The organism is Kitasatospora sp. NPDC001095, from assembly GCF_053598615.1.
The window spans coordinates 1-26719 of record NZ_JBSFKQ010000013.1; the positions used below are offsets into that span (position 1 = coordinate 1).

General features: G+C 73.0%; 25 protein-coding genes and 1 pseudogene. 15 read left to right on the forward strand and 11 right to left on the reverse strand.

Annotated elements, in window-relative coordinates:
- From ACWDBB_RS14340 to ACWDBB_RS14360, 5 genes and pseudogenes are all read right to left on the reverse strand, one after another.
- Positions 1-96, reverse strand: a pseudogene (locus ACWDBB_RS14340) (electron transfer flavoprotein subunit beta); the annotation flags it as partial.
- 252 nt (positions 97-348) lie between these two features.
- Positions 349-1146: a family 1 encapsulin nanocompartment shell protein gene (locus ACWDBB_RS14345; RefSeq protein WP_449789860.1), complete on the reverse strand. Its 798-nt coding sequence runs from the start codon at positions 1144-1146 to the stop codon at positions 349-351.
- Positions 1143-2210, reverse strand: coding sequence for a Dyp-type peroxidase (locus tag ACWDBB_RS14350; protein WP_449789861.1), 1068 nt, complete (start codon positions 2208-2210; stop codon positions 1143-1145). The genes ACWDBB_RS14345 and ACWDBB_RS14350 overlap by 4 nt, the downstream gene beginning before the upstream one ends.
- Positions 2211-2451: 241 nt before the next feature.
- Positions 2452-3075, reverse strand: coding sequence for an FMN reductase (locus ACWDBB_RS14355; protein WP_392920120.1), 624 nt, complete (start codon positions 3073-3075; stop codon positions 2452-2454).
- On the reverse strand, positions 3072-4178 hold the full coding sequence (locus ACWDBB_RS14360; RefSeq protein WP_449789862.1) for an LLM class flavin-dependent oxidoreductase: 1107 nt from the start codon (positions 4176-4178) through the stop codon (positions 3072-3074). The genes ACWDBB_RS14355 and ACWDBB_RS14360 overlap by 4 nt, the downstream gene beginning before the upstream one ends.
- A gap of 123 nt (positions 4179-4301) precedes the next feature.
- Between ACWDBB_RS14360 and ACWDBB_RS14365 the strand changes: the two genes are divergently transcribed.
- Positions 4302-5063, forward strand: a complete 762-nt coding sequence (locus tag ACWDBB_RS14365; protein ID WP_449789863.1) for a PP2C family protein-serine/threonine phosphatase — start codon at positions 4302-4304, stop codon at positions 5061-5063.
- A gap of 87 nt (positions 5064-5150) precedes the next feature.
- On the opposite strand, the gene ACWDBB_RS14370 is transcribed toward ACWDBB_RS14365, so the two are convergent.
- From ACWDBB_RS14370 to ACWDBB_RS14380, 3 genes are all read right to left on the reverse strand, one after another.
- Positions 5151-7391 (reverse strand): M9 family metallopeptidase, encoded by a 2241-nt coding sequence (locus ACWDBB_RS14370; protein WP_449789864.1) that lies wholly within the window; start codon positions 7389-7391, stop codon positions 5151-5153.
- A 329-nt stretch (positions 7392-7720) separates the two neighbouring features.
- The gene (locus ACWDBB_RS14375; RefSeq protein WP_449789865.1) at positions 7721-10012 is read right to left on the reverse strand and encodes a M9 family metallopeptidase; all 2292 of its coding nucleotides are present in this window, start codon (positions 10010-10012) and stop codon (positions 7721-7723) included.
- A gap of 282 nt (positions 10013-10294) precedes the next feature.
- A complete protein-coding gene (locus ACWDBB_RS14380; protein WP_449789866.1) occupies positions 10295-10864 on the reverse strand; it encodes a DoxX family protein in 570 nt (189 codons plus the stop codon).
- A gap of 215 nt (positions 10865-11079) precedes the next feature.
- Between ACWDBB_RS14380 and ACWDBB_RS14385 the strand changes: the two genes are divergently transcribed.
- Both ACWDBB_RS14385 and ACWDBB_RS14390 read left to right on the forward strand, forming a co-directional pair.
- The gene (locus ACWDBB_RS14385) at positions 11080-11676 is read left to right on the forward strand and encodes a TIGR03086 family metal-binding protein (RefSeq protein ID WP_449789867.1); all 597 of its coding nucleotides are present in this window, start codon (positions 11080-11082) and stop codon (positions 11674-11676) included.
- 142 nt (positions 11677-11818) lie between these two features.
- Positions 11819-12274: a hemerythrin domain-containing protein gene (locus ACWDBB_RS14390; RefSeq protein ID WP_449789868.1), complete on the forward strand. Its 456-nt coding sequence runs from the start codon at positions 11819-11821 to the stop codon at positions 12272-12274.
- A gap of 65 nt (positions 12275-12339) precedes the next feature.
- Here the strand turns inward: ACWDBB_RS14390 and ACWDBB_RS14395 are convergent, their stop codons facing one another.
- Positions 12340-13128 (reverse strand): VOC family protein, encoded by a 789-nt coding sequence (locus tag ACWDBB_RS14395; protein WP_449789869.1) that lies wholly within the window; start codon positions 13126-13128, stop codon positions 12340-12342.
- A gap of 434 nt (positions 13129-13562) precedes the next feature.
- Here ACWDBB_RS14395 and ACWDBB_RS14400 point away from each other — a divergent pair, with 434 nt between their 5' ends.
- From ACWDBB_RS14400 to ACWDBB_RS14415, 4 genes are all read left to right on the forward strand, one after another.
- Positions 13563-14240, forward strand: coding sequence for a TetR/AcrR family transcriptional regulator (locus ACWDBB_RS14400; protein WP_449789870.1), 678 nt, complete (start codon positions 13563-13565; stop codon positions 14238-14240).
- A 153-nt stretch (positions 14241-14393) separates the two neighbouring features.
- Positions 14394-15926, forward strand: a complete 1533-nt coding sequence (locus ACWDBB_RS14405; protein WP_449789871.1) for an MFS transporter — start codon at positions 14394-14396, stop codon at positions 15924-15926.
- Between the two features lie 221 nt (positions 15927-16147).
- Positions 16148-17821 (forward strand): cytochrome bc1 complex cytochrome b subunit, encoded by a 1674-nt coding sequence (gene qcrB / locus ACWDBB_RS14410; protein WP_449789872.1) that lies wholly within the window; start codon positions 16148-16150, stop codon positions 17819-17821.
- Between the two features lie 30 nt (positions 17822-17851).
- Positions 17852-18292 (forward strand): PPOX class F420-dependent oxidoreductase, encoded by a 441-nt coding sequence (locus ACWDBB_RS14415; protein ID WP_402413604.1) that lies wholly within the window; start codon positions 17852-17854, stop codon positions 18290-18292.
- Positions 18293-18442: 150 nt separating this feature from the next.
- Here ACWDBB_RS14415 and ACWDBB_RS14420 read toward each other — a convergent pair whose 3' ends face one another.
- The gene (locus ACWDBB_RS14420; protein ID WP_449789873.1) at positions 18443-18712 is read right to left on the reverse strand and encodes a DUF1876 domain-containing protein; all 270 of its coding nucleotides are present in this window, start codon (positions 18710-18712) and stop codon (positions 18443-18445) included.
- A 166-nt stretch (positions 18713-18878) separates the two neighbouring features.
- Here ACWDBB_RS14420 and ACWDBB_RS14425 point away from each other — a divergent pair, with 166 nt between their 5' ends.
- The 5 genes from ACWDBB_RS14425 (at position 18879) to ACWDBB_RS14445 (ending at position 22437) form a co-directional block, all read left to right on the forward strand.
- A complete protein-coding gene (locus tag ACWDBB_RS14425) occupies positions 18879-19754 on the forward strand; it encodes a YndJ family protein (RefSeq protein WP_449789988.1) in 876 nt (291 codons plus the stop codon).
- Positions 19751-20266: a DUF1990 family protein gene (locus tag ACWDBB_RS14430; protein WP_449789874.1), complete on the forward strand. Its 516-nt coding sequence runs from the start codon at positions 19751-19753 to the stop codon at positions 20264-20266. The genes ACWDBB_RS14425 and ACWDBB_RS14430 overlap by 4 nt, the downstream gene beginning before the upstream one ends.
- 142 nt (positions 20267-20408) lie before the next feature.
- On the forward strand, positions 20409-21068 hold the full coding sequence (locus ACWDBB_RS14435; protein ID WP_449789875.1) for a hypothetical protein: 660 nt from the start codon (positions 20409-20411) through the stop codon (positions 21066-21068).
- Positions 21065-21796, forward strand: a complete 732-nt coding sequence (locus tag ACWDBB_RS14440) for a hypothetical protein (RefSeq protein ID WP_449789876.1) — start codon at positions 21065-21067, stop codon at positions 21794-21796. Before ACWDBB_RS14435 ends, ACWDBB_RS14440 begins: the two co-directional genes overlap by 4 nt.
- A gap of 251 nt (positions 21797-22047) precedes the next feature.
- Positions 22048-22437 (forward strand): thioredoxin family protein, encoded by a 390-nt coding sequence (locus ACWDBB_RS14445; protein ID WP_449789877.1) that lies wholly within the window; start codon positions 22048-22050, stop codon positions 22435-22437.
- A gap of 124 nt (positions 22438-22561) precedes the next feature.
- Here the strand turns inward: ACWDBB_RS14445 and ACWDBB_RS14450 are convergent, their stop codons facing one another.
- Positions 22562-23524: a helix-turn-helix transcriptional regulator gene (locus ACWDBB_RS14450; RefSeq protein ID WP_449789878.1), complete on the reverse strand. Its 963-nt coding sequence runs from the start codon at positions 23522-23524 to the stop codon at positions 22562-22564.
- A 258-nt stretch (positions 23525-23782) separates the two neighbouring features.
- On the opposite strand from ACWDBB_RS14450, the gene ACWDBB_RS14455 reads away from it, so the two are divergent.
- From ACWDBB_RS14455 to ACWDBB_RS14465, 3 genes are all read left to right on the forward strand, one after another.
- Positions 23783-24517: an alpha/beta fold hydrolase gene (locus tag ACWDBB_RS14455; protein ID WP_449789879.1), complete on the forward strand. Its 735-nt coding sequence runs from the start codon at positions 23783-23785 to the stop codon at positions 24515-24517.
- A 238-nt stretch (positions 24518-24755) separates the two neighbouring features.
- Positions 24756-25070 carry a hypothetical protein gene (locus ACWDBB_RS14460; protein WP_449789880.1) on the forward strand — a complete coding sequence of 105 codons (315 nt, stop codon included), beginning with the start codon at positions 24756-24758 and terminating at the stop codon, positions 25068-25070.
- Complete coding sequence (locus ACWDBB_RS14465) at positions 25067-26509, forward strand: dihydrolipoyl dehydrogenase family protein (protein ID WP_449789881.1); 1443 nt, start codon at positions 25067-25069, stop codon at positions 26507-26509. Before ACWDBB_RS14460 ends, ACWDBB_RS14465 begins: the two co-directional genes overlap by 4 nt.
- Positions 26510-26719: the final 210 nt, after the last annotated feature.

Here is a 26719-nt window from a genome sequence, read left to right on the forward strand (position 1 = left end):
CACACCCTCCCGGTCCGTGGTGTGGTCGTCCGCGAAACGACGGTCACCCGTCGCGTCCGGCACGTACTTCACACAGACAACGATCCTCAAGCTCATGAGCGGTTCTCCTGTCACGGGTGCACGGATGCACTGGATCCAATGGCCTCAGGCATGCCGAGGGTACTGAGTGCCAAGCCGGCCCGGGCGCGACCCGCGCACCGCAAGCGCCACCTGGACCGGCAGACCGGGTCGACTCCCGTCGACTGGCGTCAGAGGCTCCACGAAGAGGATACGGCACTCAGTACCCCTCGTAAAGGAACTCAGTACCCTTCCGGGGCCTCCCGGGGGCGGCCGGCGGCACGGCCCCGGCTAGCCTCGCAGGACGACGGCGGCCTCTCCGGTGTGGACGCGGAACGTCATCGATTCCTGGAGGTAGAGGCCGATCGTCTCGGCGTCGTGGGAGAGGTAGCCCACCGAGGCGTCCTGGCCGAGGAAGAGTTCGAAGTCCCCGCCGCGGGCGGAGAGCAGGTAGGCGCCCTCGATGGCCGGGGCCCAGATGATGTCGCCGTCCAGGAGGCGGGCGATGTGGTTGTGGACCGGGTAGCCGTGGTCGCTGGTCTCGTTGACGGCGGTGAAGGCGGCCGCGCCGAGCAGGAGCGAGTAGGGGCCGCCGACCCCGGCGAGGCGCAGGGCGGTCAGGGCGCGGCTGACGGCCTCCGGGTATTCGCGGACGTCGTCGGGGAGTTGGACCGGCGGGTTGGTGGAGGCGGCACGGATGCCGTCGATGCCGGCGGCTCGGTAGCCCTCGAAGACGGCTCGGTCCTCGGCCAGGGCGAGCTTGCGCGCCGCGTCCTTGACCGGCTGCCAGTCGGAGTCCCGGGAGCCGCGTTCGACGTCGTCCACGGCGTCGCGGCGGACGGTGAAGGGGACGCGCAGCTCGACCACCGGCTGGACGGCGCGGGCGCGGGCCTCGATGCCCTCCGTCGGGGGGTCGACGGCGGTCAGGTGGCCGGTGCCGACGGCGGCGAGGGTGGCGCCGTCGGGGCCGCTGAGGTCGACCACCCGGCGGCCGGCGATGTGGAGCTTGAAGGTCTGGCGGGCCTCCTCCTCGATCTCCTCCCACGCGGCGGCGGAGATCGGGGCGAGGTCCCGGTGGAGGTTGTTCATGGGCGCGGTCCTGTTCGGGTGGTCTGCTTGAGGCTGCCGATGCCGAGCGAGCCGTCCCCCGACGAGGGGGCGGGGGCCGGAGCGTCGGGGGCCGGAGCGCCGGCAGGCTCGGCCGGCGGCGCCGGCGGCGGGGAGTCAAGGAAGTCGGCGGTCGGGACGAAGAACAGCCCGCCGGTGACGGCCGTGGAGAAGTCGAGCAGCCGGTCGGTGGTGCCGGGCGGGTTGCCGACGAACATGTTGCGCAGCATCTCCTCGGTCACACCGGGGTCGGCCGCGTAACCGATGAAGTAGGTGCCGAACTCGCCGCCCCGGTCGAACGACCCGAAGGCCATGTTGAAGCGGACGATCTTCCGTTCCTCGCCGTCCGGGCCGGTGATCACGGTGAGCGCCACGTGTGAGTCGGCGGGCTTGACGTCGTCGGCCAGCTCGATGTCGGTGAGCTTGGTGCGGCCGACCGCGCCCTCCTGCTCCTCGACGCTCAGCGCGTTCCACTTGTCCAGGTCGTGCAGGTACTTCTGGACCATGACGTAGCTGCCGCCGGCGAAGTCGCGGTCCTCCTCGCCGACCAGCGCGGCGCTCACCGCGGCCCCGCCCTCCGGATTCTCGGTGCCGTCCACGAAGCCGAGCAGGTCCCGGTCGTCGAAGTAGCGGAAGCCCTGGACGGAGTCGGCCACGGCGGCCGCCCCGGCGAGCCGGTCGACGAGCTGCCCGGCCAGTTCGAAGCAGAGATCCATCCGGGCGGCCCGCAGGTGCAGCAGCAGGTCGCCGGGGGTGGCCGGGGCGCGGTGGCGGGGGCCGGCCACCTCCTGGAAGGGGTGCAGGCAGGCCGGGCGGGGGCCGGCGAAGAGGCGGTCCCAGAGCTCGGAGCCGATGCCGGTGACGCAGGTGAGGCCGCCCTCGGGCACCCGGAAGCCGACCGAACGGCGCAGACCGGCGAGGTCGGGCAGCAGCTCGCGGACGGCCTGCTCACCGCCGGGCGGGACGGTGAGGACCAGGAAGACGGCCGCGTCGGTCAGCGGGGAGAGCACGGACTGCGGGGTGGGCGGGGGTGGTGCGAGCAGCATGGACGGACTCCGGTCTCCGGGCCTGATCGTCCGTACGATTACACCCCGGAGCGGACATTTCGGCGCGGTCTGCGGCCCGGGAGGGTGCTTCCCGCGCGGGCGTGCCGCGCTGCCCGAACGGGCGCGCCGAGGGGCGGGTACGCCGAGGGGCGGGTACGCCGAGGGGCGGGCGCGTTTCCTCCTCGCACGCCCGCCCCTCCTTCGGCCTCGATCGCCCCTCGTTCGACCCTCCGGCCCGGGTTCACACCCGCAGCGCCGCCAGCTGCTCGGCGAACGGCACCACCTGCTCGGGCAGGTCCGGCGCCGCCGGGCCGCGCCCGGCCAGCAGGGCCGCCAGCTCGCCGGCCGCCCGGTCGATCCGCCGCGGCAGGCCGTCGGTGAGCCCGTCCCCCGCCGCGCCCCAGTCGTCGGTGGCCGCGTAGACGGAGGTCGGCAGCACCACCGCGCGCAGGTAGCTGAACAGCGGGCGGACGGCGTGCTCCAGGGCGAGCGAGTGCCGGGGCGTGCCACCGGTGGCGGCGATCAGCACCGGCTTGCCGGTGAGCGCGTCGTTGTCGATCACGTCGAAGAAGGACTTGAACAGGCCGCTGTACGAAGCGGTGAAGATCGGCGTCACCGCGATCAGGGCGTCCGACTCCGTCACCGCCTCGATCGCCGCGCGCAGCCCGGCGCCGGGGAAGCCGGTGACGAAGTTGTTGGCGATCTCCACCGCCAGGTCCCGCAGTTCGACCACGGTGACGTCCACCTCGCGCCCCTCCTGGGCGAGTCGGCGCACGGTCGAGTCGGTGAGCCGGTCGGCCAGCAGCCGCGTCGAGGACGGCTTGCTCAGTCCGGCACTCACCACCACCAGCTTGAACGCGGTCACTTGGCCACCTCCGTCTTCTCGTTCTCCTGCGCGTCCCGGGCCGCGACCAGCGCGGCGTGGGTCGGCCCGTCCGGCACCCCGGCCGGGCGGCCCTTGGCGAACTCCTCCCGCAGCACCGGCACGACCTCCTCGCCGAGCAGGTCCAGCTGCTCGAGCACGGTCTTCAGCGGCAGGCCGGCGTGGTCCATCAGGAACAGCTGGCGCTGGTAGTCGCCGAAGGTCTCGCGGAAGGTCAGGGTCTTCTCGATGACCTCCTGGGGGCTGCCCACGGTCAGCGGGGTCTGCTCGGTGAACTCCTCCAGCGAGGGCCCGTGGCCGTACACCGGCGCGTTGTCGAAGTACGGACGGAACTCGCGCACCGCGTCCTGGGAGTTCTTCCGCATGAACACCTGCCCGCCGAGGCCGACGACCGCCTGCTCGGGCGTGCCGTGACCGTAGTGGGCGTAGCGCTCGCGGTAGAGGTTGATCAGCTTCTGGAAGTGCTCCTTGGGCCAGAAGATGTTGTTCGCGAAGAAGCCGTCACCGTAGTAGGCGGCCTGCTCGGCGATCTCGGGGCTGCGGATCGAGCCGTGCCAGACGAACGGCGCGACGCCGTCCAGCGGGCGCGGGGTGGAGGTGAAGCCCTGCAGCGGGCTGCGGAAGCGGCCCTGCCAGTCCACCACGTCCTCGCGCCACAGCTGGTGCAGCAGCGCGTAGTTCTCGATCGCGAGCGGGATGCCCTGGCGGATGTCCTGGCCGAACCACGGGTAGACCGGGCCGGTGTTGCCGCGGCCCATCATGACGTCCACCCTGCCCTCGGCCAGGTGCTGGAGCATCGCGAAGTCCTCGGCGATCTTCACCGGGTCGTTGGTGGTGATCAGCGTGGTCGAGGTGGAGAGGATGATGCGGTCGGTCTGCGCGGCGATGTAGCCGAGCATGGTGGTCGGGGAGGACGGGACGAACGGCGGGTTGTGGTGCTCGCCGGTCGCGAAGACGTCCAGGCCGACCTCCTCGGCCTTGCGGGCGATGGCCACCATCGCCTTGATCCGCTCGTGCTCCGTCGGGGTGCGGCCGGTGGTGGGGTCGGTCGTCACGTCGCCGACGGAGAAGATTCCGAACTGCATGCTGATCACCACATCCCAGGTAGTAAAACTTTCAACCACCTTAGCACCGGAGGGTGCGCGGCTATTCCCGCCGACTCCCGCCGACAATGGAAGACGGGGATCCCTCCGGAAGGGCGGCGGACGATGGGTCCGTACATCGCGGTGAGCGCGCTGAGCCACGAGGGCCTGGTGCGGGAGCACAACGAGGACAGCCTCACGGTCGGGCCGTGGACGCTCTGCGCCACCGTGACCACCAACCCGCAGACCCTGCTCTTCCCGCTCGGCCCGCCCTGTGTGGTCGCCGTCGCCGACGGCCTGGGCGGGCACCCGGGCGGCGAGGTGGCCAGCGCCCTGGTCGCCCGCCGGCTCGCCGCCGACGGGGGCGCGCTGGACGACGAGGAGGCCGTCCGCGAGGAGCTCCAGGCCTGCAACCGGGCCGTCTACGCGGCCGCCGCCGAGGAGCCGGGGCTCGCCGCGATGGGCACCACCGTCGCCGGGCTGGTGCTGCTGCCCGGGCAGGCGCTGGCCTTCAACGTCGGCGACAGCCGGGTCTACCGGATCTCCGGGGAGGGGCTGCACCGGGTGAGCGTGGACGACAGCCCCCCGCTGCCGCCCGGACGGCGCACCACCTCGGCGGTCACCCAGACGCTGGGCGGCTCGCTCGGCCTCACCTACGTCGAACCGCACGTCCGGGCCGCGCCGCTGGCCGCCGGGGACCGGTACCTGGTGTGCAGCGACGGCCTGACCGACCCGGTGCCCGACGAGGAGCTGGCCGCGCTGCTGGCGCGGTCCTCCGAGGGGGCGGACCGCTCGGACGGCAAGGCGGCGTTCGAGCTGTGGAAGGCGGCCATCGAGGCCGGCGGGCCGGACAACATCACTCTGGCGCTGGTGCGGGTCGGTGCGTAGCCACCGGGTCGGGACACGGACCCGCCCCGGGCGGGGCGCCGTAGCGCTCCGCCCGGGGCGGTCACCTGTCCAGTTGCCGTTGCCGGCTCAGAATTCGCTCGTGACGCTCACCCCGCTGAAGCCCTGCTGGGCGTAGAGGCCGAAGTAGACGTAGCCGGCCGGCGGGTCCGTGACGGTCAGCGTCTCGGAGTTGTCCGGGTTGGTCGACCGCGCGGTGTTCGCGTCGGTGTAGGCCCAGCCGGCCGGGTTGTAGTAGAGGTCGCCGTTGCCGGTGCCCCCGCTGGTGGTGATCTTCACCTGCTTGGTGCCGGCGGGCACCAGCAGGTAGAAGTGCGCGTAGTTGCCGGTGGTCGCCGCGACGTTGCTGCGGGTGCAGTTGGCCGCCAGCTGCCGGGTGTCGGCGCCGGTGCACTCCGGCAGCTGCGGCTGGCCCGGGGTGCCGGTGGCGCAGGCGCCGGCGGCGCACTTGGTGAGCCAGCTGTCGAAGTCGGCGTCGTAGCGGGTGCCGATGGTGGTCTTCAGGATGGTGCGGGCACCGTCCCAGTCACCGGCGCGGTACTTGGCGAGCACCGCGTCCACGTCGGAGCGGTGCTGCTCCAGCATGTAGCGCACGGCCAGGTAGCCCCAGCGGTAGACCCGGTCCTGGTCGCCGTAGGCGGTGTCGAAGAGGTCGCTCAGCTTGTACGTGTGCCGGCCGGCCGCCGCGATGGCGCCGTCATTGGTGACCTTGCGGTAGGAGTAGGAGACGTACTCGGCGAAGCCCTCCACCCACCAGATGGTCGGGGTGGTCATGCCGGCGTTGAAGTCGCCGTACATGTCGAACCGGCCGTCGAGGTAGTGGGTGTACTCGTGGTTGAGGTTCCAGATCTCGAAGGACGGGCGGGCCCACTCGGCCTCGTAGCACAGGAAGCGCGGCTGGTTGCCGGCCTTGGCCGGGTCACCCTCGAGGTACATGCCGCCGTTGTTGGTGTCGATGCCGTAGATCGCGGCGGCGAGCACCTGGTAGTCGAGCGAGGAGTGGAAGACCACGACCTCGATCGTGCCGTTGTTGTCGTCCTTGACCGGGCCGCTGTCCTTGGCCACCGCGTGGAAGAACGCGTCCTGGCCGGTCAGGCTGGTGCAGGCGGTGGCCAGCTGGGTGGCGTCCAGCGCCTGGGCGATCAGCTTGATGCTCGGGCTGCAGGTGGACGTCACGGTGAGCACGCCGGCCTTGAGCTGGTCGGCCTTGTTGCAGGTGCCGTAGTACGAGCAGTTGCCGCTGTCGTAGTAGTCGACGGCCTCGGCGACCGCGGCCCACTGGTACACGGTGCGGCCCCTGGGCTCCGACGCGGCGACCAGCCCCTTGGCGAGCGGGCGGACCTTGGCCTGGAGGGCCGTGTCCTTCAGGAAGCGGGTCAGCTCCTTGGTCGCGTTGTAGACCAGCACGCCGTAGGTGTCGCCGAGCAGGGCGTTGTTGCGGGTCGCGAAGTCGGAGAGCGTGTCGAGCACGCTCGGGTCCGCCTCCACGGCCGCGTCGAAGCCGGGCACCTGGTGGCCGCGGAAGAGCACGGTGAACACCGGGTTGACGGCCCACGCCATGCCGGCCGGGTTCCAGGTGTCGGCCTTGTAGTCGCCCAGCAGCCGCTTGACGACCGGCAGGTAGCGGATGTTCTCCTGCGCGCTGTCGATCAGGGTGACGGCCTCGCCCAGGATGGGCGCGTTGCCCGCCACGACGTCGCGCGAGTGCGCGCTGTTGAAGAAGGCGTCCAGCCCGGACTGGATCGCGGTCTTGAGACCGGCGCCGTACTCGCCGACGTCCTGCTTGTGGTACCACTGCACGAAGTAGCCGGCGCGCAGGTAGAGCACCAGCTGCTCGACGGAAGTGCTGTTGTCGCCGGGGTAGGCGGCCGCCGCGTCGCGCAGCGCGTAGGCCACCGTGCTCATCTGCTCCTCGCGGAACGCGCCGCGCGCGTCGCCGCCGGTGAGCTGGAAGAGGCTGTTGATGCACTGGATGTCGGCGGCCTTGATGTGCTGGACCAGGTCACTGCCGGTCCGGCCGGTGAAGTCGCCGATGGTACAGGCCTGTTGGGCCGCCGCACCGAGGCTGAGGGCCTTGGCGGCCGGCCGGACCTCGGCCGGGCGGGTGTCGACCGGGAGCGGGGCGCGCTGGTCGACCGAGGCCAACTGCTGCCCGCTGTCGGCTCGTTCGGCGGATCCGGTGGCGGGCTGCGGGGCCGGCCCGGCGGGGACGGGCGCGGGCTTTCCGCTCGGGACGGGGGCGGCGGGGGCGGCCTGGGACTGCGGGGCGAACAGGCCGATCGCCATGAACAGGGACAGCAGGAGCGTCATCAGTCGTGCCGGCTGCGGGATTCGCAGCAGCCGTGAAGGACTCACGTGGGGGCCTCCGGGCCGTCGTCGACCGCGAGTTGGGGCGCGGTCGATGGGGTGGTCGAGGACCGTTGGCGACGGTGCCGCGTGGGGGCGGCTCCGTCGGGCGCGGTGGGGGATGTGACATGTACCATGGCACATCTCACATGGCCTTGGGAACCCGGGGCGTTGTGCACGGTTTGCGGGAAATTCAGGAAGGACCGGTGATGACGGTCCGTCAAACGGGCCGCCCCGGCCGGGCGCCGTAGCGCTCCACCCGGGGCGGTCACCTGTCCAGTTGCCGGTTCGGCTCAGAGTTCGCTCGTGACGCTCACCCCGCTGAAGCCCTGCTGGGCGTAGAGGCTGAAGAAGACGTAGCCGGCCTGCGGGTTGTCGACGGTCAGCGTCTCGGAGTTGTCCGGGCCGGCCGAGCGGGTGACGTAGGAGTTGGTGTACGCCCAGCTGCCCGGGTTGTAGTAGAGGTCGCCGTTGCCGGTGCCGCCCTTGCTGGTGATCTTCACCTGCTTGGTGCCGGCGGGGACCAGCAGGTAGAAGTGCGCGTAGTTGCCGGTGGTCGCCGCGACGTTGGTGCGCACGCAGTTGGCGTCCAGCTTCCGCACGTCACCGTCCGCGCACTCCGGCAGCTGCGGCTGGCCCGGGGTGCCGGTGGCGCAGGCGCCGGCGGCGCACTTGGTGAGCCAGCTGTCGAAGTCGGCGTCGTAGCGGGTGCCGATGGTGGTCTTCAGGGTGGTGCGGGCACCGTCCCAATCCCCCGCCCGGTACTTGGCGAGCACCGCGTCCATGTCGGAGCGGTGCTGCTCCAGCATGTAGCGCACGGCCAGGTAGCCCCAGCGGTAGACCCGGTCCTGGTCGCTCTTGGCGTAGACGGTGTCGAACAGCTCGCTCAGCTTGTACGTGTGCCGCGGGGCCACCGCGATGGCGCCGTCGTTGACGACCTTGCGGTAGGAGTAGGAGACGAACTCCGCGAAGCCCTCCACCCACCAGTCGATCGGCTGGACCTGGCCGGCGTCGTAGTCGCCGTACACGTTGAACCGGCCGTCGAGGTAGTGGGTGTACTCGTGGTTGAGGTTCCAGATCTCGAAGGACGGGCGGGCCCACTCTGCCTCGTAGCACAGGAAGCGCGGCTGGTTGCCGACCGTCGCCGGGTCGCCCTCCAGGTACATCCCGCCGTTGTTGGTGTTGATGTCGTAGATGACCGCGGCGAGCACCTGGTAGTCGAGCGAGGAGTGGAAGACCACGACCTCGATCGTGCCGTTGTTGTCGTCCTTGACCGGGCCGCTGTCCTTGGCCACCGCGTGGAAGAACGCGTCCTGGCCGTTCAGGCTGGCGCAGGCGGCGGCCAGCTGGGTCGCGTCCAGTGCCTGGGCCAGGATGTTGATGCTCGGGCTGCAGGTGTGCTTCACCGTCAGGTTGGCGGCCTTGAACTTCGCCGGGTCCTCACAGGTGCCGTAGTACGAGCAGTTGGCCTTGTCCCACCAGTTCACGGCGAGCGCCACCGAGCCGCGCTGGTACATGGTGGGGCCGCTCGGGGCGGACTGCTGGGCCAGGGTCCGCGCGTACGGGCGCAGCCTGGGCAGCAGCTCCGGGTACTGCATGAAGCGGGTGAGCTCGTTGGTCGCCTCGTAGACCGTCCGGCCGTAGGCGCCGCCGTGCAGGCCCTGGTTGCGGGAGATGAAGGTGTACAGGGCGTCCAGCACGGTCGGGTCGGCCTTGACGGCCGGCAGGAAGTCGGCCTGCCAGTGCCCGGCGAAGAGCTGGGTGAGCACCGGGGTCACCGCGTTGACCATGCCGGTCGGGTTCCAGGTGGCGCTGTCGTAGTCGGTCAGCAGGCGCTTGGCGACCGGCAGGTAGCGGGCGCTGTCCTTGATGGCGTCGATCAGCGTGACCGCCCGGGCCAGCGGGCCGGCGTTGTCCGCCGTGATGTCCCGCGTACGGGGGCTGGCGAAGAAGGCGTCCAGCGCGGCGCGGGAGGCGTCCTTCAGGCCGTTGCCGTAGGGGCCCACCACGTCGGGGTTGTAGAAGTGCACGTAGTAGCCGGCCTGCAGGTAGAGCATCAGCTGCGAGATCGACGCGCTGTTGTCGCCCTGGTAGCTGTTCGCGGCGTCGCGCACCGCGTTCGCCACGGTGGTCATCTGCGACTCACGGAAGGCGTTGGCGGCGTCGCCGCGGCCGATCTTGAACAGCGAGTTGACGCACTGGAGGTCGACGGACTTGATCTGCTGGATCAGCGCGCTGCCGGTCCTGCCGGTGAAGTCGCCGACGTTGCAGGGAGTTTCGGCCGCCGCACCGAGGCCGAGGGCCTTGGCCTGCGGCTGCTCGGCCGTGGGCAGGCCGGTGAGCGGAGCCGTCGGCGACTGGGGTACCAGGTCCTCCGGGCTGAGCCGCTTGCGGCCGTCCGGCTTGGCCGGGTCGGTGTCGGTACGGCTGTCGCCGATCGCGGGCGGCGGCGCCAGGTGGGCGGGCGCCGTGCCGGCGGGCACGCCGGTGGGGGTCGCCCCGCCGGGAGCGGGGCTGGTGGGCGCGGCCTGGGACTGCGGGGCGAACAGGCCGATCGCCAGGAACAGGGACAGGACGAACGTCAACAGTCTTGCGAACTGCGGGACTCGCAGTAAGCGTTGGCCATTCACGTGGGGGCCTCCGGGCCGTCGACGGCCGCGATGGGGCGCGGCCTGCGGTGGAGCGAGGACCGTCCTCGGCGGCACCGCGTGGGGCGGTTCCGTCAAGGAAGTGGGGATGTGACATGTACCATTGCACACATCACACAACATTGTGAAGGCCTTTACCCGCGGTCTACTCATCCGAAATGACGGAAAGGGCATGGCGACGGTTCGTCGCCATGCCCTTTCCGCAAGGAGAACGATCGGCTACTTGCGCAGCAGCAGGATCACGCCCGCCGTCACCAGGCCGACCACGACGGCGGCCGCGCCGTACACCAGGCGGTGCGCCCGCAGCACCGGAAGGAAGCGGTCCACCGCGTAGCGGCCGGGGCCGGTCAGGGCGAGCGCGGCCGCGGTGGCCGTCAGCAGCAGCTCGTACTCGCTGCCCTTCGGGGCGAAGAAGCCGCCGCCCCAGGTGACGGCCAGTGCGTTGACCATCGTGCCGACGATCGCGGCACCGGCCAGCGGGGTCAACAGGCCGACGGCGAGGGCGAGTCCGCCCAGCGTCTCGGTGAGGCCGGCCACCACGGCCATGGCGTGGCCGGCCGGGTAGCCGCTCATGGTGAAGAACTGACCGGTGCCGTCGAGGCCACCGCCGCCGAACCAGCCGAACAGCTTCTGGCTGCCGTGCGCGGCCATGGTCAGGCCGAGGGCGAGGCGCAGGAGCAGGAGTCCGGCGTCATAGGCGTGCGGGGAGGTCGTCGCGGGCCCTGCGGTGTCCCGGGCCGGGCTGACGGCAGTGGTGGCGGCGGTCGTGCTCGGGCTGCTGCTCGGCATGCGCGTCTCCATCGGTGTCGATCGGGGTGCGGTCGTCGTCCGGCAGGCCGGACGCGGCTACGGAGTGTGGTGGTGCGGCAGGCGGGGTCGTCACCCGGCGCCATTGTTCAAATTTGAACCGCCGCTCGTTCGACCGTACCCCGAAGTTCGAATTTGAACAACTGACGTTCCGTCGACGACTCGCGGCGCCCGTCCGGGCCAGGGAGGGTGGAGGCATGGCCCAGCACAGGCAGCACCGACGGGGAGCCCGGACCGGCACCCCCTACCCCGAGGCGCTGGACGCCTTCGGCGAACGCGTCCGGCTGACCGCCCCCGACCAGTGGGACTCCCCCACCCCCTGCAGCGACTGGTCCGTCCGCGACCTGGTCAACCACCTCACCTGCGAGCAGCTCTGGGTGCCCGAGCTGCTGATGGGCGCCACCATCGGCGAGGTCGGCGGACGCTTCGACGGCGACGTGCTCGGCGACGACCCGCTCACCTCCTGGACCGAGGCCGCCGAGGCCGCCAAGGAGGCCTGGGCCGTCCCGGGCGCCACCGGGCTGACCGTCCACCTCTCCTTCGGCGACACCTCGGGGCAGTACTACCTGGACCAGCTCACCACCGACCTGGTGATCCACTCCTGGGACCTCGCCGAGGGCATCGGGCGGCTCACCCGGCTCCCGGACGAGCTCGTCGAGTTCGCGCTCGGCGAGTTCGCCGGATACGGGGACCTCTCCGGCAGCGGGCTCTTCGACCCGCCGCTGCCGGTGCCCGAGGACGCCGGCCCGCAGACCCGGCTGCTCGCCCTCACCGGGCGGCGGGACGGAGGGTGACCGGGGTGCCGGCGGGTGAGCGGGCACCTCTCCGGATGGGGACGGGGACGGAGGGTGACCGGGGACGCCTCCGGGCGGGCGGCCCGGCGCCGGATACTGGAAGGCGGCGGGGGAAGTCTTCCGTGCGAGAGGCGGGCGAGCCATGAGCCGCAGGCCTGACATCCTCGGCGAGTTCACCGCCGACCACCGGGCGGTCATCGAGCTGCTCGACCGGATCGAGGCCGCACCGGCCGGCGACCCCGGGCGCGGCGAGCTGCTGGCCCGGCTGACCGACCTGCTGTTCACCCACTGCGCCGCCGAGGAGGAACACCTCTTCCCGGCGGTGCAGCACGACGTGCCCGACGGTGGGGAACTGGTCTTCCGCAGCATCCACGACCACCTGGCGATCGGGCAGTACCTCGCCGACCTCCAGGGCCTCGAACCGGACGACCCGGCCTTCGACACCCTGCTGCGCGGCCTCGCCGAAACCCTGCGGCGCCACCTGCGCGGCGAGGAGAAGCGGCTCTTCCCCGCCGCCCGCAAGGCCCTGCCCGCCGCCGCCCGCACCGCGCTGGGCGACCGACTGCGGGCGGAGCGGGCCGAGCTGGACGCGCCCTGAGCGCTCCGGACCGGCCGGTTCTCCGAACCGGTCGGTTCGCCGGCCCGGTCGGTCCTCGAGGCCGATCAGTCCTTGGGGCCGATCACCGCGAACCGCGCGCCCTCGCGGTCCCGCAGCCGGGCCACCCGCCCGTACGGGGAGTCGAAGGCCGGCCCGATCACCCCTCCGCCCAGCTCCACGGCCCGGGCCAGCGCCCGGTCGGTGTCCGGGACGGCGAAGGACACCTCCCAGTGCGGCGGCATCCCGGCCGGGCCGCCCGCCTGCTCCTTGGCCAGCGCGGCGACGCTGTGGCCCTCGGCCCGCAGCACCACCCGGTCGTGCTCCCAGCGGACGTCGAAGCGCTCCGGGTCGCGACCGTCCCAGCGGAACACCTCGCCGTAGAACAGCGCCGCCGCGAACGGGTCCGGGGTGCGCAGCTCGATCCAGACCGGCGCGCCGAACAGGTCCAGCTTCCGGGCCCGGCCCAGCGGGCCCTCCCAGATACCGAACACCGCACCCGCCGGGTCCGCCGCGAAGGCCACCCGTCCGGCGTCGAAGGCCAGCGGCCCGACCGCCAGCGTCGCGCCGCGTTCACGCACCGCGTCGGCGGCGGCGTCGGCGCTCTCCGTCCCGAAGTAGCTGGTCCACGCGAGCGGGATCGCCCCGGCGCCGCCGACTCCCAGCCCGGCCACCGCCTCCCCGCCGACCACCGCGTGCACGTACGGCCCGAAGCGGTCCGGCCCGGGCTCGAACTCCCAGCCCAGCAACGGCCCGTAGAACTCCTCGGCGTCCTCCAGGCTCCGGGCCGTCAGGCTCACCCAGCACGGCACGGCCACCACACAGCGCACCCTGGCGACCTTCTCACCGCTGCCCATCGCGAACCTCCTCCGCCCACCCGACCGCCGGGCCCCTCCCGGCTCCGACGGCCCACCGGCCGCCCGGGACGCCCACAGCCTAGGCCGCCACCGGCACCGCCCCGGGGAAGCCATGCCCGGGATCAGCGCACCCGGTTCTTCAGGGCTTCGGTCTCCAGGGAGATGCCCACGGGGTCGGGGAGGCGGACGGTCCTGCCGAACGGGAGGGTCTGGACGGTCCCGCTGCCGTCGGGCTCGCTGTGGACGATGACCCCGGCGGAGTCCCGGTCGATCAGGAGGCAGATCGAAATCCCGGCCTCGGCGCAGGGTGGCGCGGTTCAAACGTGATGCAGGTCACAATACCGGAGGAAATTCCGGGGACGAATTCCCCGTTTCGGAGTACGTTGGCAGAAGCGGGGAGAAGTTCCCCGGTACCTTGATCAGGAGCAGTCGTCGTGACCACCACCGCCGAGTCGGCCCGTCCCGCGGGGAGCGCGCGCACGCCCAAGTTGCGTGCGGACGCGAGCCGGAACCGGGAGCGGATCGTGCTGGCGGCCCGGGACGCGTTCGTCGAGCACGGTGCCGATGCGGCACTGGACGAGATCGCGAAGCGGGCGGGGGTCGGCAACGCCACGCTGTACCGGAACTTCCCGGACCGGGTGGCGCTGATCCACGAGGTGGCGGTGCTCGTCAAGAACCGCGTCCTGGCCCTCGCCGAGACGGCGATGGCGGAGGCGGACGCCCCTGACGGCGACGGCCCGTTCGACGCCCTCCAGCGGTTCGCGCACGCGTCCGTCGAGGAGAAGGTCGGCGGCCTCTGCGCCCTGTTCAGCAACCACGTCGACCCGTACGACCCGGAGCTGGCCGACATCCGCAAGCGCCTGCAGGCCGCCGTGGGCGGGCTGATGGAGCGCGCCCGGGTGGCGGGCGAGCTGCGGCCGGACGTCGAGAACGGTGACCTGTTCATCGCGCTGAGCCAGCTGACCCGCCCGCTGCCGAACACCTCCTGCCGTCTCTACGACGAGTTCGTCCACCGGCACCTGCAGATCTTCCTGGACGGCCTGCGCGCGCCGGCCGCCTCGGTCCTGCCCGGCCGGGCCGCGACCTTCGAGGACTTCCAGCCCGAGAACTGACCGACCACCAGTACCGACCACCAGTGCCGACCGCCGGCACCGACCGCCCGGCCGCGCCCTGACGCGCGCCCCGGCGCCCTCTCCCACCGCACCCCTTCCCGTACGGCAACGTGCCGTTCCCGTACGGCGCCCGCACCGTGAAGTGAGTACCCCATGCCTCAAACCGACGCCCGACCGGCGACGCTGCCCGATCCCCGGCGCTGGAAGACGCTGATATTCATCGGCCTCGCCCAGCTGATGGTCGTCCTCGACGCGACCATCGTGAACATCGCCCTGCCGTCCGCGCAGCACGACCTGGGCATCTCCGACGGCAACCGCCAGTGGGTGATCACCGCCTACGCGCTGGCCTTCGGCGGCCTGCTGCTGTTCGGCGGCCGGATCGCGGACCTCTGGGGCCGCAAGCGGACCTTCATCGTCGGCCTGACCGGCTTCGCCCTGGCCTCCGCGCTCGGCGGCGCCGCGGCCAACACGGCGATGCTGCTCGGCGCCCGCGCGCTCCAGGGCGTGTTCGGCGCGCTGCTCGCGCCGGCCGCGCTGTCGCTGCTCGCGGTGACCTTCACCGAGGCCAGGGAGCGTGCCAAGGCCTTCGGCATCTACGGCGCGATCGCCGGTGGCGGCGGCGCCATCGGTCTGATCCTCGGCGGCCTGCTCACCGAGTACATGAACTGGCGCTGGACCTTCTTCGTCAACATCCCGTTCGCCATCGTGGCCGCCGCGGGCGCCGTGCTGGTGATCCGCGAGCCCGCCGAGGGCCGTAACCGCAACAAGCTGGACGTCCCCGGCGTGCTGCTGGTGACCGCGGGCCTGGTCTCGCTGGTCTACGCCTTCACCCGCGCCGAGTCCGACGGCTGGTCGGCCGGCAGCACCGTGGGCCTGTTCGTCGCGGCCGCCGTGCTGCTGACCGCCTTCGTGCTGGTGGAGCGCCGGGTCAAGGCCCCGCTGCTGCCGCTGCGCGTGGTCCTCGACCGCAACCGCGGCGGGGTGTACCTGTCGCTGGGCATGGCCGTGATCGGCATGTTCGGCCTGTTCCTCTTCCTGACCTACTACCTGCAGATCGTGCTCGGTTACAGCCCGGTGCTGACCGGCGTGGCCTTCCTGCCGATGGTGGCGGGCATGATCACCGGCTCGACCCAGATCGGCGCCCGGCTGATGACCAGGGTCCCGGCCCGCTACCTGATGGCGCCCGGCTTCCTGGTCGCCTCGGTCGGCATGTTCCTGCTGGCCCACATCGGCCTGGACACCTCCTACCCGGCGGTGATCCTGCCCGGCCTGGTCCTGATGGGCCTCGGCATGGGCACCGCGTTCATGCCGGCGATGAGCCTGGCCACGCACGGCGTCCAGCCGCGCGACGCGGGTGTGGCCTCGGCCATGGTCAACACCTCGCAGCAGGTCGGCGGTGCCATCGGCACCGCGCTGCTGAACACCATCGCGGCCAGCGCGACCACCACCTGGCTGGCCTCGCACGCCTCCGGCGCGGTCGCCTCGCCGGAGGCCGCCAAGGTGCTGCAGTTCCAGGGCATGGTGCACGGCTTCTCCACCGCGATCTGGGTGTCCTTCGGGATCCTGGTGGCGGCCGCCGCCGTCGCCTTCACCTTCGTCAACGCCGGCCGGCCGGGTGCCGCGGCGGGCTCGGGCGCGGGCGCGGGCTCGGCGAAGGAGAACGAGGTACCGGTGCTGGTGCACTGACGCCGGGAGCCCGTCCCTGACGACGGGCTCCGGGGTCGACTCGGGTGCGTACGCGGCCCGCCGGGTGTCTTCCACGACACCGGGCGGGCCGCTCGCCGTTTCCGGAGGACGTTTCCGGAGGACGTTCCCGAGGGGAGAAAGCTCGCCGTTGCCGGGGCGGGGAGAGGAAGCGGAGGGAGGAAGGGGGCACCCCGGGTAGAAGTGGGGATCCCTCCCCGATTATGGTGACCCCCAGTACGAATCGGGGACCTTTCCCCGTTTCCTTCGGACCGAGGTGCGTACACATGACCCGGAATCAGAGCCCTGGGCGGGGGCAGCGGGCCGCCGACTGGGCGGACGGCCGGCTGGGGATCTACTCCCTGGCCAGGGCGAACCTGCGGAAGATCTTCCCGGACCACTGGTCCTTCATGCTGGGCGAGATCTGCCTCTACACCTTCCTGATCATCATCCTGACCGGCGTCTGGCTGACGCTGTTCTTCAAGCCCAGCATGGGCGAGGTGGTCTACGCCGGCTCCTACGTGCCACTCAAGGGCGTCCCGATGTCGGAGGCCTACGCCTCCACGGTGGACATCAGCTTCGAGGTGCGCGGCGGCCTGCTGATCCGGCAGATCCACCACTGGGCCGCGATCGTCTTCGTCGCCGCCATGTTCGTCCACATGATGCGGGTGTTCTTCACCGGCGCGTTCCGCAAGCCGCGCGAGGTCAACTGGGTCTTCGGCTTCCTGCTGCTCTTCCTCGGCATGCTGGACGGCTTCTTCGGCTACTCGCTGCCCGACGACCTGCTCTCCGGCACCGGCATCCGGTTCATCGAGGGCTCGATCCTCGCCGTCCCACTGGTCGGCACGTACGTCCAGATGTTCCTGTTCGGCGGGGAGTTCCCCGGCCACGACATCGTGCCGCGGTTCTTCACCATCCACGTGCTGCTGATCCCGGGCATCATGCTCGGCCTGCTGGTGGCACACCTGATCCTGGTCTTCTATCACAAGCACACCCAGTGGGCGGGCCCCGGCAGGACCGAGAAGAACGTCGTCGGCATGCCGCTGATGCCGGTCTACACGGCCAAGGCCGGCGGGTTCTTCTTCCTGGTCTTCGGCATCGTCGCGCTGGTGTCGGCGATCGCGACCGTCAACCCGATCTGGGCGTACGGCCCGTACCGTCCGGACCAGGTCTCCACCGACGCCCAACCGGACTGGTACATGGGGTTCGCCGAGGGACTGATCCGGATCATGCCCGGCTGGGAGATCGGGCTGTGGGGGCACACCCTCAATCTCGGGGTGCTCATCCCGTTCGCGCTGTTCCCCCTCGTCCTGGGCGCCATCGCGGTGTACCCCTTCGTGGAGAGCCGGCTGACCGACGACGACCGGGAACACCACCTGCTCGACCGGCCGCGCAACGCACCCGTCCGCACCGCCCTCGGCGCCGCCTGGATCAGCGTCTACCTGGTGGCGCTGATGGCCGGCGGCAACGACCTCATTGCCACCCACCTGCACCTGTCGCTCAACACCATCACGTACGCCGCCCGCGTCGGCTTCTTCGTCGTCCCCGTCGTGGTCTTCGTCGTCACCAAGCGCTGGTGCCTCGGCCTCCAGCGGCGGGACCGTGACAAGGTGCTCCACGGGCGCGAGACCGGCGTCATCAAGCGCCTGCCGCACGGCGAGTTCACCGAGGCGCACGCCCCGCTCCCGCAGCGGGAACTGCACCGGCTCACGGCGCACGAACAGCCCCGCCCCCTCGTCCTGCCCGCCGCGGTGGACGAGAATGGAGTGGCCCGCCCGGCGGGGGTGCTCACCCGCACCCGGACCCGGCTCTCCCGCGGCTTCTACGGCGAGGGCGGCCGGATCCCCAAGCCCACCGCCGAGGAGTACCGCGAGATCAGCGAGGGCCACGGACACTGACCCGCGCCCCCGACGGCACAGGGAGGACAGGTGCACCACCGAACCGACCGGCTCGCCGACAGCAGGTACCTCCTGCTCACCACCTTCGGCGAGGACGGAAGCCGGATGGACTCGCAGCTCTGGGTGGTGCCGGACGGCACGGCCCTCGGGGTCTGGACGCCGGCCCACTCCGGCGAGGCCGAACGGATCCGCCGCCACCCCCGGGTGCTGATCGGCCCCTGCGACGCCCACGGGCGTCCCACCGGCCGCCGGGTCCCGGCCCGGGCACGGCTCTGCGATGCCGACGACACCGCGCGCTACCGCACCTCGCTGATCAACAAGTACGGCCTGTCGGCGCTGATCGCGCTGGCCCGCAGCCGGCTCCGGGTGGGATTGGCCGGGACGGTCGGCATCCGGATCACGCTGAACGAACTGGAACAGCGACTGGTCGGTCCGGAGTGGCAGCCGCCGGCCACCTACTGCGTCAACTGACGGACTGGCGAACGCTGTTGAGTGCCGGGGCCCCGGGAAGGCGGCCCCGGCACTCGGCGCTTCCGGGGCCGTTGCGCCCGGGGCCACCGCTTCCGGGGCCGTTCACGGCGGCGGGCGTTCGCGACAGCGGCCGGGAGGCCGCGGGAGAGGTCAGGACAGCGGGTGGGTCGGGACCGGGCTGACCTCCTGGATCTCGCTGTGGGCCTTGGTGAGCAGTTGCGAGGCGAGTTCGTTGAGCGCGCGGGCCCCCGCGATCTCCTCCCCGACTCTCAGCTGTTCCGGATCGGAGGGGTGGCGGCTGCTGTAGCCGTGGGCGCGCAGTTCGCTCCCGTCGCTGAGCCGCAGCATCGCGGCCGCGCTGGTCCGCGGCCCCTCTTCGCGGAACTCCATCTCGATGTGCCAACCGACCAGAGTCTTCATGGCGGATCACCTCCATCGGTTACTCCTCCAGGGTGCGCCGCACCCATCGTGAACACCAGGCCAGCCGGTCGGGCGACACCTCAGGGGCGAGTTGAACGCGTTCAAGTCCGCCGCGTAGAGTCGGTGGCGAAAGCTATTTGAACGCGTTCAAGGGGGTGTGCCCACGATGGGGAAGGGCACCACGGAACTGGTCGACCTGCTGATCCTGCTCGGCATGGGCGCCGTCGTCCCGCTCGGCCTCGCCCTGGTCGACGAGCCCGGCCTCGCCCGGGTCCGCCGGCTGTGGCCGCTCGCCGCGGTACCCGGCGCGCTCTCGCTCTGGCTGCCCCGCGGCGGCCTCGCCACCGGCTTCGCCGCGCTCTACGCGCTCGGCACCCTGGCCATCGCCCTGCACGCGCCGCTGCGGCTGGCCCGCACCCGGTCGCTCGCGCCCGCCGAGGTCGCGGTGCTCACCGCGCTCGCCGCGCCCTCGGTCGCCGGGACCGCCCTGCTCGCCGAACGCTCCGGCTACCCGTTGTTCGGCTTCGAACCGCACATCCTGGCGCTCACCGTCCCGCACTTCCACTACGCCGGGTTCACCGCCGCCCTGGTCGCCGGACTGGTCTGCCGCGCCGCCCGTCCGGGATCGGCCGCGGCCCGCTGCGCGGCGCTCAGCGTCCCGGCGGGCACCCTGCTGGTGCTGGCCGGGTACTTCCTCGGCGACTGGTGGCAGTTCGCCGGGGCCGCCGTCCTGACCACCGGCATGTGGCTGGTCGGCCTGGTCACCTGGCGCGAGCTCCGGCCCCACGGCGGCGATCCGGTCACCGCCCGGCTGCTCGCCGCCTCCTCGGCCGTCCTCGCGCTCACCATGCTGCTCGCCCTGTGGTGGGCACTCGGCCGGGCCGCCGGACTCCCCCACCCCACCCTGACCTGGATGGCCGCCACCCACGGCGTCGGCAACGCACTCGGCTTCGCGCTCTGCGCCCTGCTCGCCTGGCGCCGGATCGCCGCCCGACGGACCACCGCCGGACCATTGACCGCCTCGACGGAGACCGCCCGATGAACGACTACAGCTACCCCGAACAGGGCGCCAGCCGTACCGGCGAACTGCCCGCCGGCTACAACCACCTGCGGCACAGCGCGCTCGTCGGCCACGGCCGCCCCGCCCTGGAAGCCGCCGGCGCCGCCCTGCTCGACTGGCGGATGCACCGGCTCGCGGGCGTCCTGATCGACGCGGCGGCCGACCGGGCCGCCCCCGGCGTCGCCGTACGCTGCGGCCTCGGCCTCGGCCCGCTGCGGGCCAGTGCCCCCAACCGCGTCCTGGCCACCGTCGACGGCCCGGACCGGTACGGCTTCACCTACGGCACCAGGGCCGGACACCTGGCCCGGGGCGAGGAGACCTTCCTGGTCGAACTGGCCCCGGACGGCGCGGTCAGGTTCTCCGTCACCGCCTTCAGCCGACCCGTCGCCTGGTACGCGCGCCTCGCAGGCCCGCTGCTGCCGCTCACCCAGCGCGCCTTCGCCCGACACTGCGGCCGCGTCCTGACCCGGATCGCGGCACAGGCCACCGGTTGAGCGACGGTGGCGGCTGGTCGGACGGAACCGCTGCAGCGGGCGGCCGCCGGGCGCCCGGGGGCGGTGGGTGAGCGGATGGGTGGAGTGGGGCGGGGCGTAAAAGTGCTGGTCGGGGTGGGGTTCCGTTCGGGATGATCGGCGGATGATGTCGATGCGACCGGTGCTGACGTTCTTCTCCCCCGAGGGCTTCACGCTGTGGCCGACGGGCGCGCCCGGGCGGCACGGGGACCTCACGTTGAGCGGGCGGATGACGTCGGCGGAGGTGGGTGCGGCGGTGTGGCTACTGGCCGACCGCAACGACGTCGCGCCCGATCCCGAGCAGGCCGGGGAGCGCGTCGCCCTGCCCGCGGATCCGCTGGGCGCCTTCCTGCACGGGCTGCTGACCGAGCCGCACCCGTACGCTCCCGGTGGCCTGGTGGTGACGGACTCCGCGACCGGCGCCGTGTTCGAGCCGGGCTGCTGCAACGGGCTGGAGGACTGGCGCGAGTGGCTGGACGTCACGGACGGCCCCGGCACCGCGTGGTTCGGCCACGACCCCGACGCCCGGGCCGAGTGTGTCGGCCGGGTCGTCCGGCTGATCCAGGACGCCGAGGGCGGCGGGGGCCCGGTGATCGAGCTGCCGGTGGACGAGCTGCGCCGGCTGCTCGCCGGGGCCGAGCGGGACCTGCGCGCGTTCCTCGCGCTCGCGGCGGACTGGGCCGAGCGGCAGGTGCCCGGGTACGCCGCCGCCGTCACCGGCGCGCTCGCCCGCGCCCTGGACCTGGACCTCGACCTCGACCTCGACCTGGAGCCACCGTCATGACCAGCTTCCACACCCGCCGGGCCCTGGTGCACGACGCCTCGCTCCCGCCGTACCGGCGGCACAGCGCGCTGCGCACCTGCCTGATCCTCTTCGCCCCGTACGGCCTGCGGGCGACGTACCACCACCTCACCGTCAGCGCCCGGATGCCGCGATTCCTGGAGGCCGACCCGGAGTCGCTGGTCCGCGCCGTGGACGAGCTGCACGAGGCACGCGAGCTGTGGCGGGCCCGGGCCGAGGAGTACGCGGAGCGGCGCCGGGCGGAGAAGCGGGCCGGGCGGCGGCAGCCGGCGGACACGCCCTGGTGGAACCGGCCCTGGCGGAACTCGCCGGACGCGGCCTGGCAGCACGACCCGTTCCTGCATCCGCCGTTGCGGCTGCCCGACTACGTCCGGCGGCAGAACGCGCTGCTGGACGGCGTCGTGCTGCCGGGCTGCCCGGCCTGTGGCGAGGAGGGCCCGGCGGTGTCCGTGTCGACCGGCCACGGCCACGCCGGGCTGTGCCGTTGCTGCGCCTGGTTGCTGACGCCCTGCGGCTGCGGGCGGTGGCACAGCTTCGAGCCGGCGCTGCGGGTCGGCTGGAGCCGGACCTGGCAGCGGGAGCACATGACCGGCACCGGCGAGCCGAACCCGCACTGGCCCGGTGTCCGGGGGACGGCCCGGGTGGAGCGGCTGGAGTCGTACACGGTCGACTGGGAGGCAGGCGTGGTGCGCCGGGATGGCGACCGGTAGCGCACCGCCGTCCTGGGCCGGGACCTCGAAGTGGTCGATGCCCCCGGGCTGGAGCGCCGCGCCGCCGGTGGGGCGGACGGTGCCGTCCCCGGCCCCGTAGCCGCCCGCCGGGACGGCCGGCGCCGGGACGGCCGCCTCCTGGACGGCCCGGATTCGCCTCCCGGAATACCCCGCGGACCGGGACCGTTGTGGCGGGCACATGGCCTGAACGGGCCTGGATCGCCACCCTCCGGAAGGGAAGGAATCGCGAGATGAGCAGCACGGTCGAGCTGACCAAGGAGAACTTCGACGACATCGTCCCGGGCGCGGAGGGCAAGGACTTCGTCTTCATCGACTTCTGGGCCGGGTGGTGCGGGCCGTGCCGCCAGTTCGCCCCGGTGTACGAGAAGGCGGCCGAGCGCCACCCGGACCTCGTCTTCGCCAAGGTGGACACCGAGGCGCAGCAGGAGCTGGCCGCCGCGTTCGAGATCCAGTCGATCCCGACGCTGGCGATCATCCGCGAGGGCGTGCTCGTCTTCTCGCAGCCCGGAGCGCTGCCGGAGGCGGTGTTCGAGGACCTGATCGGTCAGGCCCGCAACCTGGACATGGCCGAGGTGAAGCGCAAGGTCGCCCAGGAGCAGGCGGCCGGCGGCCAGGCCTGATCCGGACGTCCGAGGGCCCGGGGAGCGTCGTCTCCCCGGGCCCTCGCCGTGTCCTCACCCTGCATTCGCCGTGCCCGGCCGCGGCTTCCGGGCCGGCGGCGGCTTCCGCGCCGGCCGCGGCGGCTCAGGTCGGCTCGGCGCCCCAGGCGGTGAGCCGGGCCGCGAGCGCCCGCACCTCGGCGCGCAGCGCGGCCGGCTCCCGGACGGTGAACGGCCACCCCAGGCCGGCCAGCAGCACCGCGACGCCGTCCAGGTTCTGGGCCCGGGCCCGCAGCAGCACCCGGTCCCCGGCGAGTTCGGTGAGCGTGCCGACGGCGGGCGGCAGCCGGCGGCGGGCCTCGGCGAGGGTGGTCTCCAGCTCCACCTCCACCCGGTGCCGCCAGGGCGCCCCGGCCAGTGACTCCACGACCCGCTGGACCGGGTCGAAGTCCTCCGGCGGCTCGAACCCGGCCTCGCCCTGCTCGACCCGGGTGATCCGGTCCAGCCGGAAGGTGCGCGGCTCGCCGCTGCGGTGGTCGAGCCCGGTGGTGTACCAGCGCCCGGAGTGGAAGACCAGTCCGTACGGGTCGAACTCGCGCTCGCTGGGGCGGTCCTCGCGGTCCCGGTAGGCGAGCCGCACCCGGCGTCGGCGGCGGGCCGCCTCGGCCAGGGTGAAGAGCGCGGCGGCGGCCGGGCCGGGGCCGGTCGCGGGGACGGCGGTGAGGCCGAGGGTCTCCTCGACGGCGGCGACGCGTTCGCGCAGCGGCGGCGGCAGCACCCGCTGGATCTTGGCGAGGGCGGTCTCGGCGGCCCCCTCCCCCACCGACAGTCCCGAGCTGCGGCCGGCCAGCAGGCCGAGGACGACGGAGGCGGCCTCGTCCGGGTCGAGCATCAGCGGCGGCAGCCGGTAGCCGGGGCGCAGCCGGTAGCCGCCGTAGCGGCCGCGGTCGGCCTGGACGGGGATGCCCAGTTCGGCCAGCCGGGCGGCGTAGCGGCGGACGGTCCGCTCGTCCACGTCGAGCCGGGCGGCCAGTTCGGCCCCGGTCAGACCGGGGCGGTCCTGGAGCAGTTCCAGCAGGGCGAGGACGCGGCTGACCGGGTGCTCCACCGTGTGCTCCTTCCTGTTCCACGCCGTCTTCGGGCCGCCTCCGGGCCGCGTCCGGGCCACCTTCGGGCCGTCCGGGCTCGGCACCCGGCCCGACCCGGAGGAAATCCGGGCGACTTCTGTCCTGATCCGATCCTAGAGTCGGCGGTGGAGGAGGCCCACCGCGGCGACGCCCTCCCGCGCCCCGCCGCGCCCAGCGGGCCCTCCCGCGGCCCGTCGACGCCTCCCCCGGACGTCCCACCGACGAAGGAGTGATCCACCATGAGCACGTTCGTACTGGTCCCCGGATTCTGGATCGGCGCCTGGGCCTGGGACGAGGTGGCCGCGCCGCTGCGTGCGGCCGGGCACCGCGTGTACGCCGTCAGCCTGCCCGGAGTGGGCGAACGCGCCACCGAGGAAGGCGAGTTCGGACTGGAGGACCACATCGCCGACCTTGCCGCGCTGGTGGTCCGGGAGGACCTGTCGGACGTCGTGCTGGTCGCGCACAGCGGCGCCGCCGCCCCGGTGGGCGGGGTCGCGGACCGGATGCCTGAGCGGATCCGCCGGGTGGTCTACCTGGACAGCGGCCCGCTGGCCGACGGCACTTCGGTGTACGACCTCTGGCAGCCCGACTACCAGCGGACGGCCGAGGCCTCGGTGGTCGACGGCCGACTCCCGATGCCCTCCTGGGAGTACCTGTCCGAGCAGGGCACGAGCGTGGTCGGACTGGACGAGGCCGCCCTGGCACGCATCCGCGCCCGCTCCACCCCGCACCCGGTCGGGGCCTTCCGGGGCCGGTTGCGGCTGACCGGCGCCGGGGCCGCGCTGCCGCAGGCGCTGGTCTCCTGCTCCTTCCCGCTCGCCCAGGTGCACGAGCTGATCGCCGCCGGGCACCCGTTCTTCGCCGGGATGTCCGGGCCGAACTGGGAGCTGCGCGAACTGCCCACCGGGCACTGGCCGATGTTCTCCCGCCCGGCCGACACGGCGGCGGTGCTGGCGGAGCTCGCCGCGCTCTGAGCCCGCCTGCCCCGCGCCGGCCCGTACCGGTCCGTCGTGGTCCGTAGTGGTCCGTGCCGGCCCGTGGTGATCCGTGGCGGCCCGTCCCCGCCGGTTCGTCCGCCCCGGGGCTCCGGACTGTCCCGTCCGCGCCCAACGGCGTGCCCCACGGCGCCCTCGGCGTGTCCGTCCGTCGCGCAACCGCGCGCGGACGGGCAGGATGGGGCCCACGCCGTACCCGAGCGAAGAGCGAGCACCCGTGCGCGAGCAGCCCAGCCGTACCGAACCGCCGGACGCCGTGCCGGAGTTCCGGCCGGGTGGCGGCCCGGGGCCGGCCGCTCCGCTCACCCCGACGGCGCGCGACGGGCACGACGAGTGGCCGCGGCGCGCGGCCCGGGTCAGGCTCGGGTACGGAACCGTAGGCGGCCGCGGCACGCTCCCCGGTGCGGTCGCCCCGACCGGCGACCGGCACGGCGGCCGGCGCGCCCGGTCGCTCGACACCTGTGAGCACACGGCCGTCACCCCCGCGCGACGGGCCGGGGTGGCCATCGAGACGACGGAGGACAGGGCATGACCAGCACCGCCGAGGAGTACGACGTCATCGTCCTGGGGGCCGGCCCCACCGGCGAGAACGTGGCCGACCGGACCGTCGCCGCCGGGCTGCGCACCGTGATCGTGGAGGCCGAGCTGGTCGGCGGCGAGTGCTCGTACTGGGCGTGCATGCCCAGCAAGGCGCTGCTGCGGCCGGTGGCCGCGCTGGCCGACGCCCGCGCGGTGGCCGGCTCCCGGGAGGCGGTCGGCGACCGGCGGCTGGATCCGGCCGCGGTGCTGGCCCGGCGCAACTCCTTCGCCTCCGACTGGAAGGACGACGGCCAGGTGAGCTGGCTGCGGGACACCGGCATCGAGCTGGTCCGCGGCCACGGCCGACTGGCCGGGCCGCGGACGGTGACGGTGGAGGCCGAGGACGGCGGCGAGCGGGTGCTCACCGCCCGGCACGCCGTCGTGGTGTGCACCGGCAGCCGCCCGGTGCTGCCCGCGCACGTGCCGGGGCTCGCCGAGGCCCACCCGTGGACCAACCGGGAGGCCACCGGCTCGCAGACCGTCCCCGGGCGTCTGGCCGTGGTCGGCGGCGGGGTGGTCGGGGTGGAGATGGCCGCCGCCTGGCGGGCGCTCGGCTCCGAGGTGGTGCTGCTGGTGCGCGGTGACGCGCTGCTGCCGCGGATGGAGCCGTTCGCGGGCGAGCTGGTCGCGGACGGCCTGCGGGCCGCCGGGGTGGACGTGCGTTTCGGCACCGAGGTCACCGCGCTGGAGCGGGCGGACGGCTCCGGGCCGGTGACCCTCACCCTCGGCGGGGGCGGGACGCTGACCGCCGACGAGGTGCTGTACGCGACCGGTCGGGCCCCGCGCACCGCCGACATCGGGCTGGAGCAGGTCGGTCTGAAGCCGGGCGACTGGCTGGAGGTGGACGACAGCTGCACGGTGCTCGGGGTGGACGGCGAGTGGCTCTACGCCGCCGGGGACGTCAACCACCGGGCGCTGCTCACCCACCAGGGCAAGTACCAGGCCCGGATCACCGGCGCGGCGATCGGCGCCCGTGCCCAGGGGCGCCCGCTGGACACCTCGCGTTGGGGCGCGCACGCGGCGTCCGCGGACCTCGCGGGCGCTCCCCAGGTGGTGTTCACCCAGCCCGAGGTCGCCGCCGTCGGCCTGACCGCGGCCGCCGCCGAGGCGGCGGGGCTGCGGGTGAAGACCGTCGACCACGAGATCGGCTCCGTCGCCGGGGCCTCGCTCTACGGCGACGGCTACCGCGGCCGGGCCCGGGTGGTCTTCGACCTGGACCGCGAGGTGATCGTCGGCGCCTGCCTGGTCGGCGCCGGGGTGGCAGAGCTGCTGCACTCGGCGACCGTCGCGGTGGTCGGTGAGGTGCCGATCCACCGGCTCTGGCACGCGGTGCCCTCGTACCCGACGATCAGCGAGGTCTGGCTGCGGCTGCTGGAGGACTGCCGGGGGTAGCGGCGCGCGGCCCCCGAACGAGCGCCCCGAACGAGCCCCTGGACGAACGCCCGAGGGAGCCCGCGCGGGAGCCTCCCGAACGAGCCCCGGACGAGCCCTGGACGAGCCTCTCGGACGGCCGGTGTTTCCCGTCGGCCTCCCGGGTGACCGGCGCGGCGAGGTGTGGGCACCGGTGGACGGCGGGACACTGGCACTTGGGGGCCGTCCGGG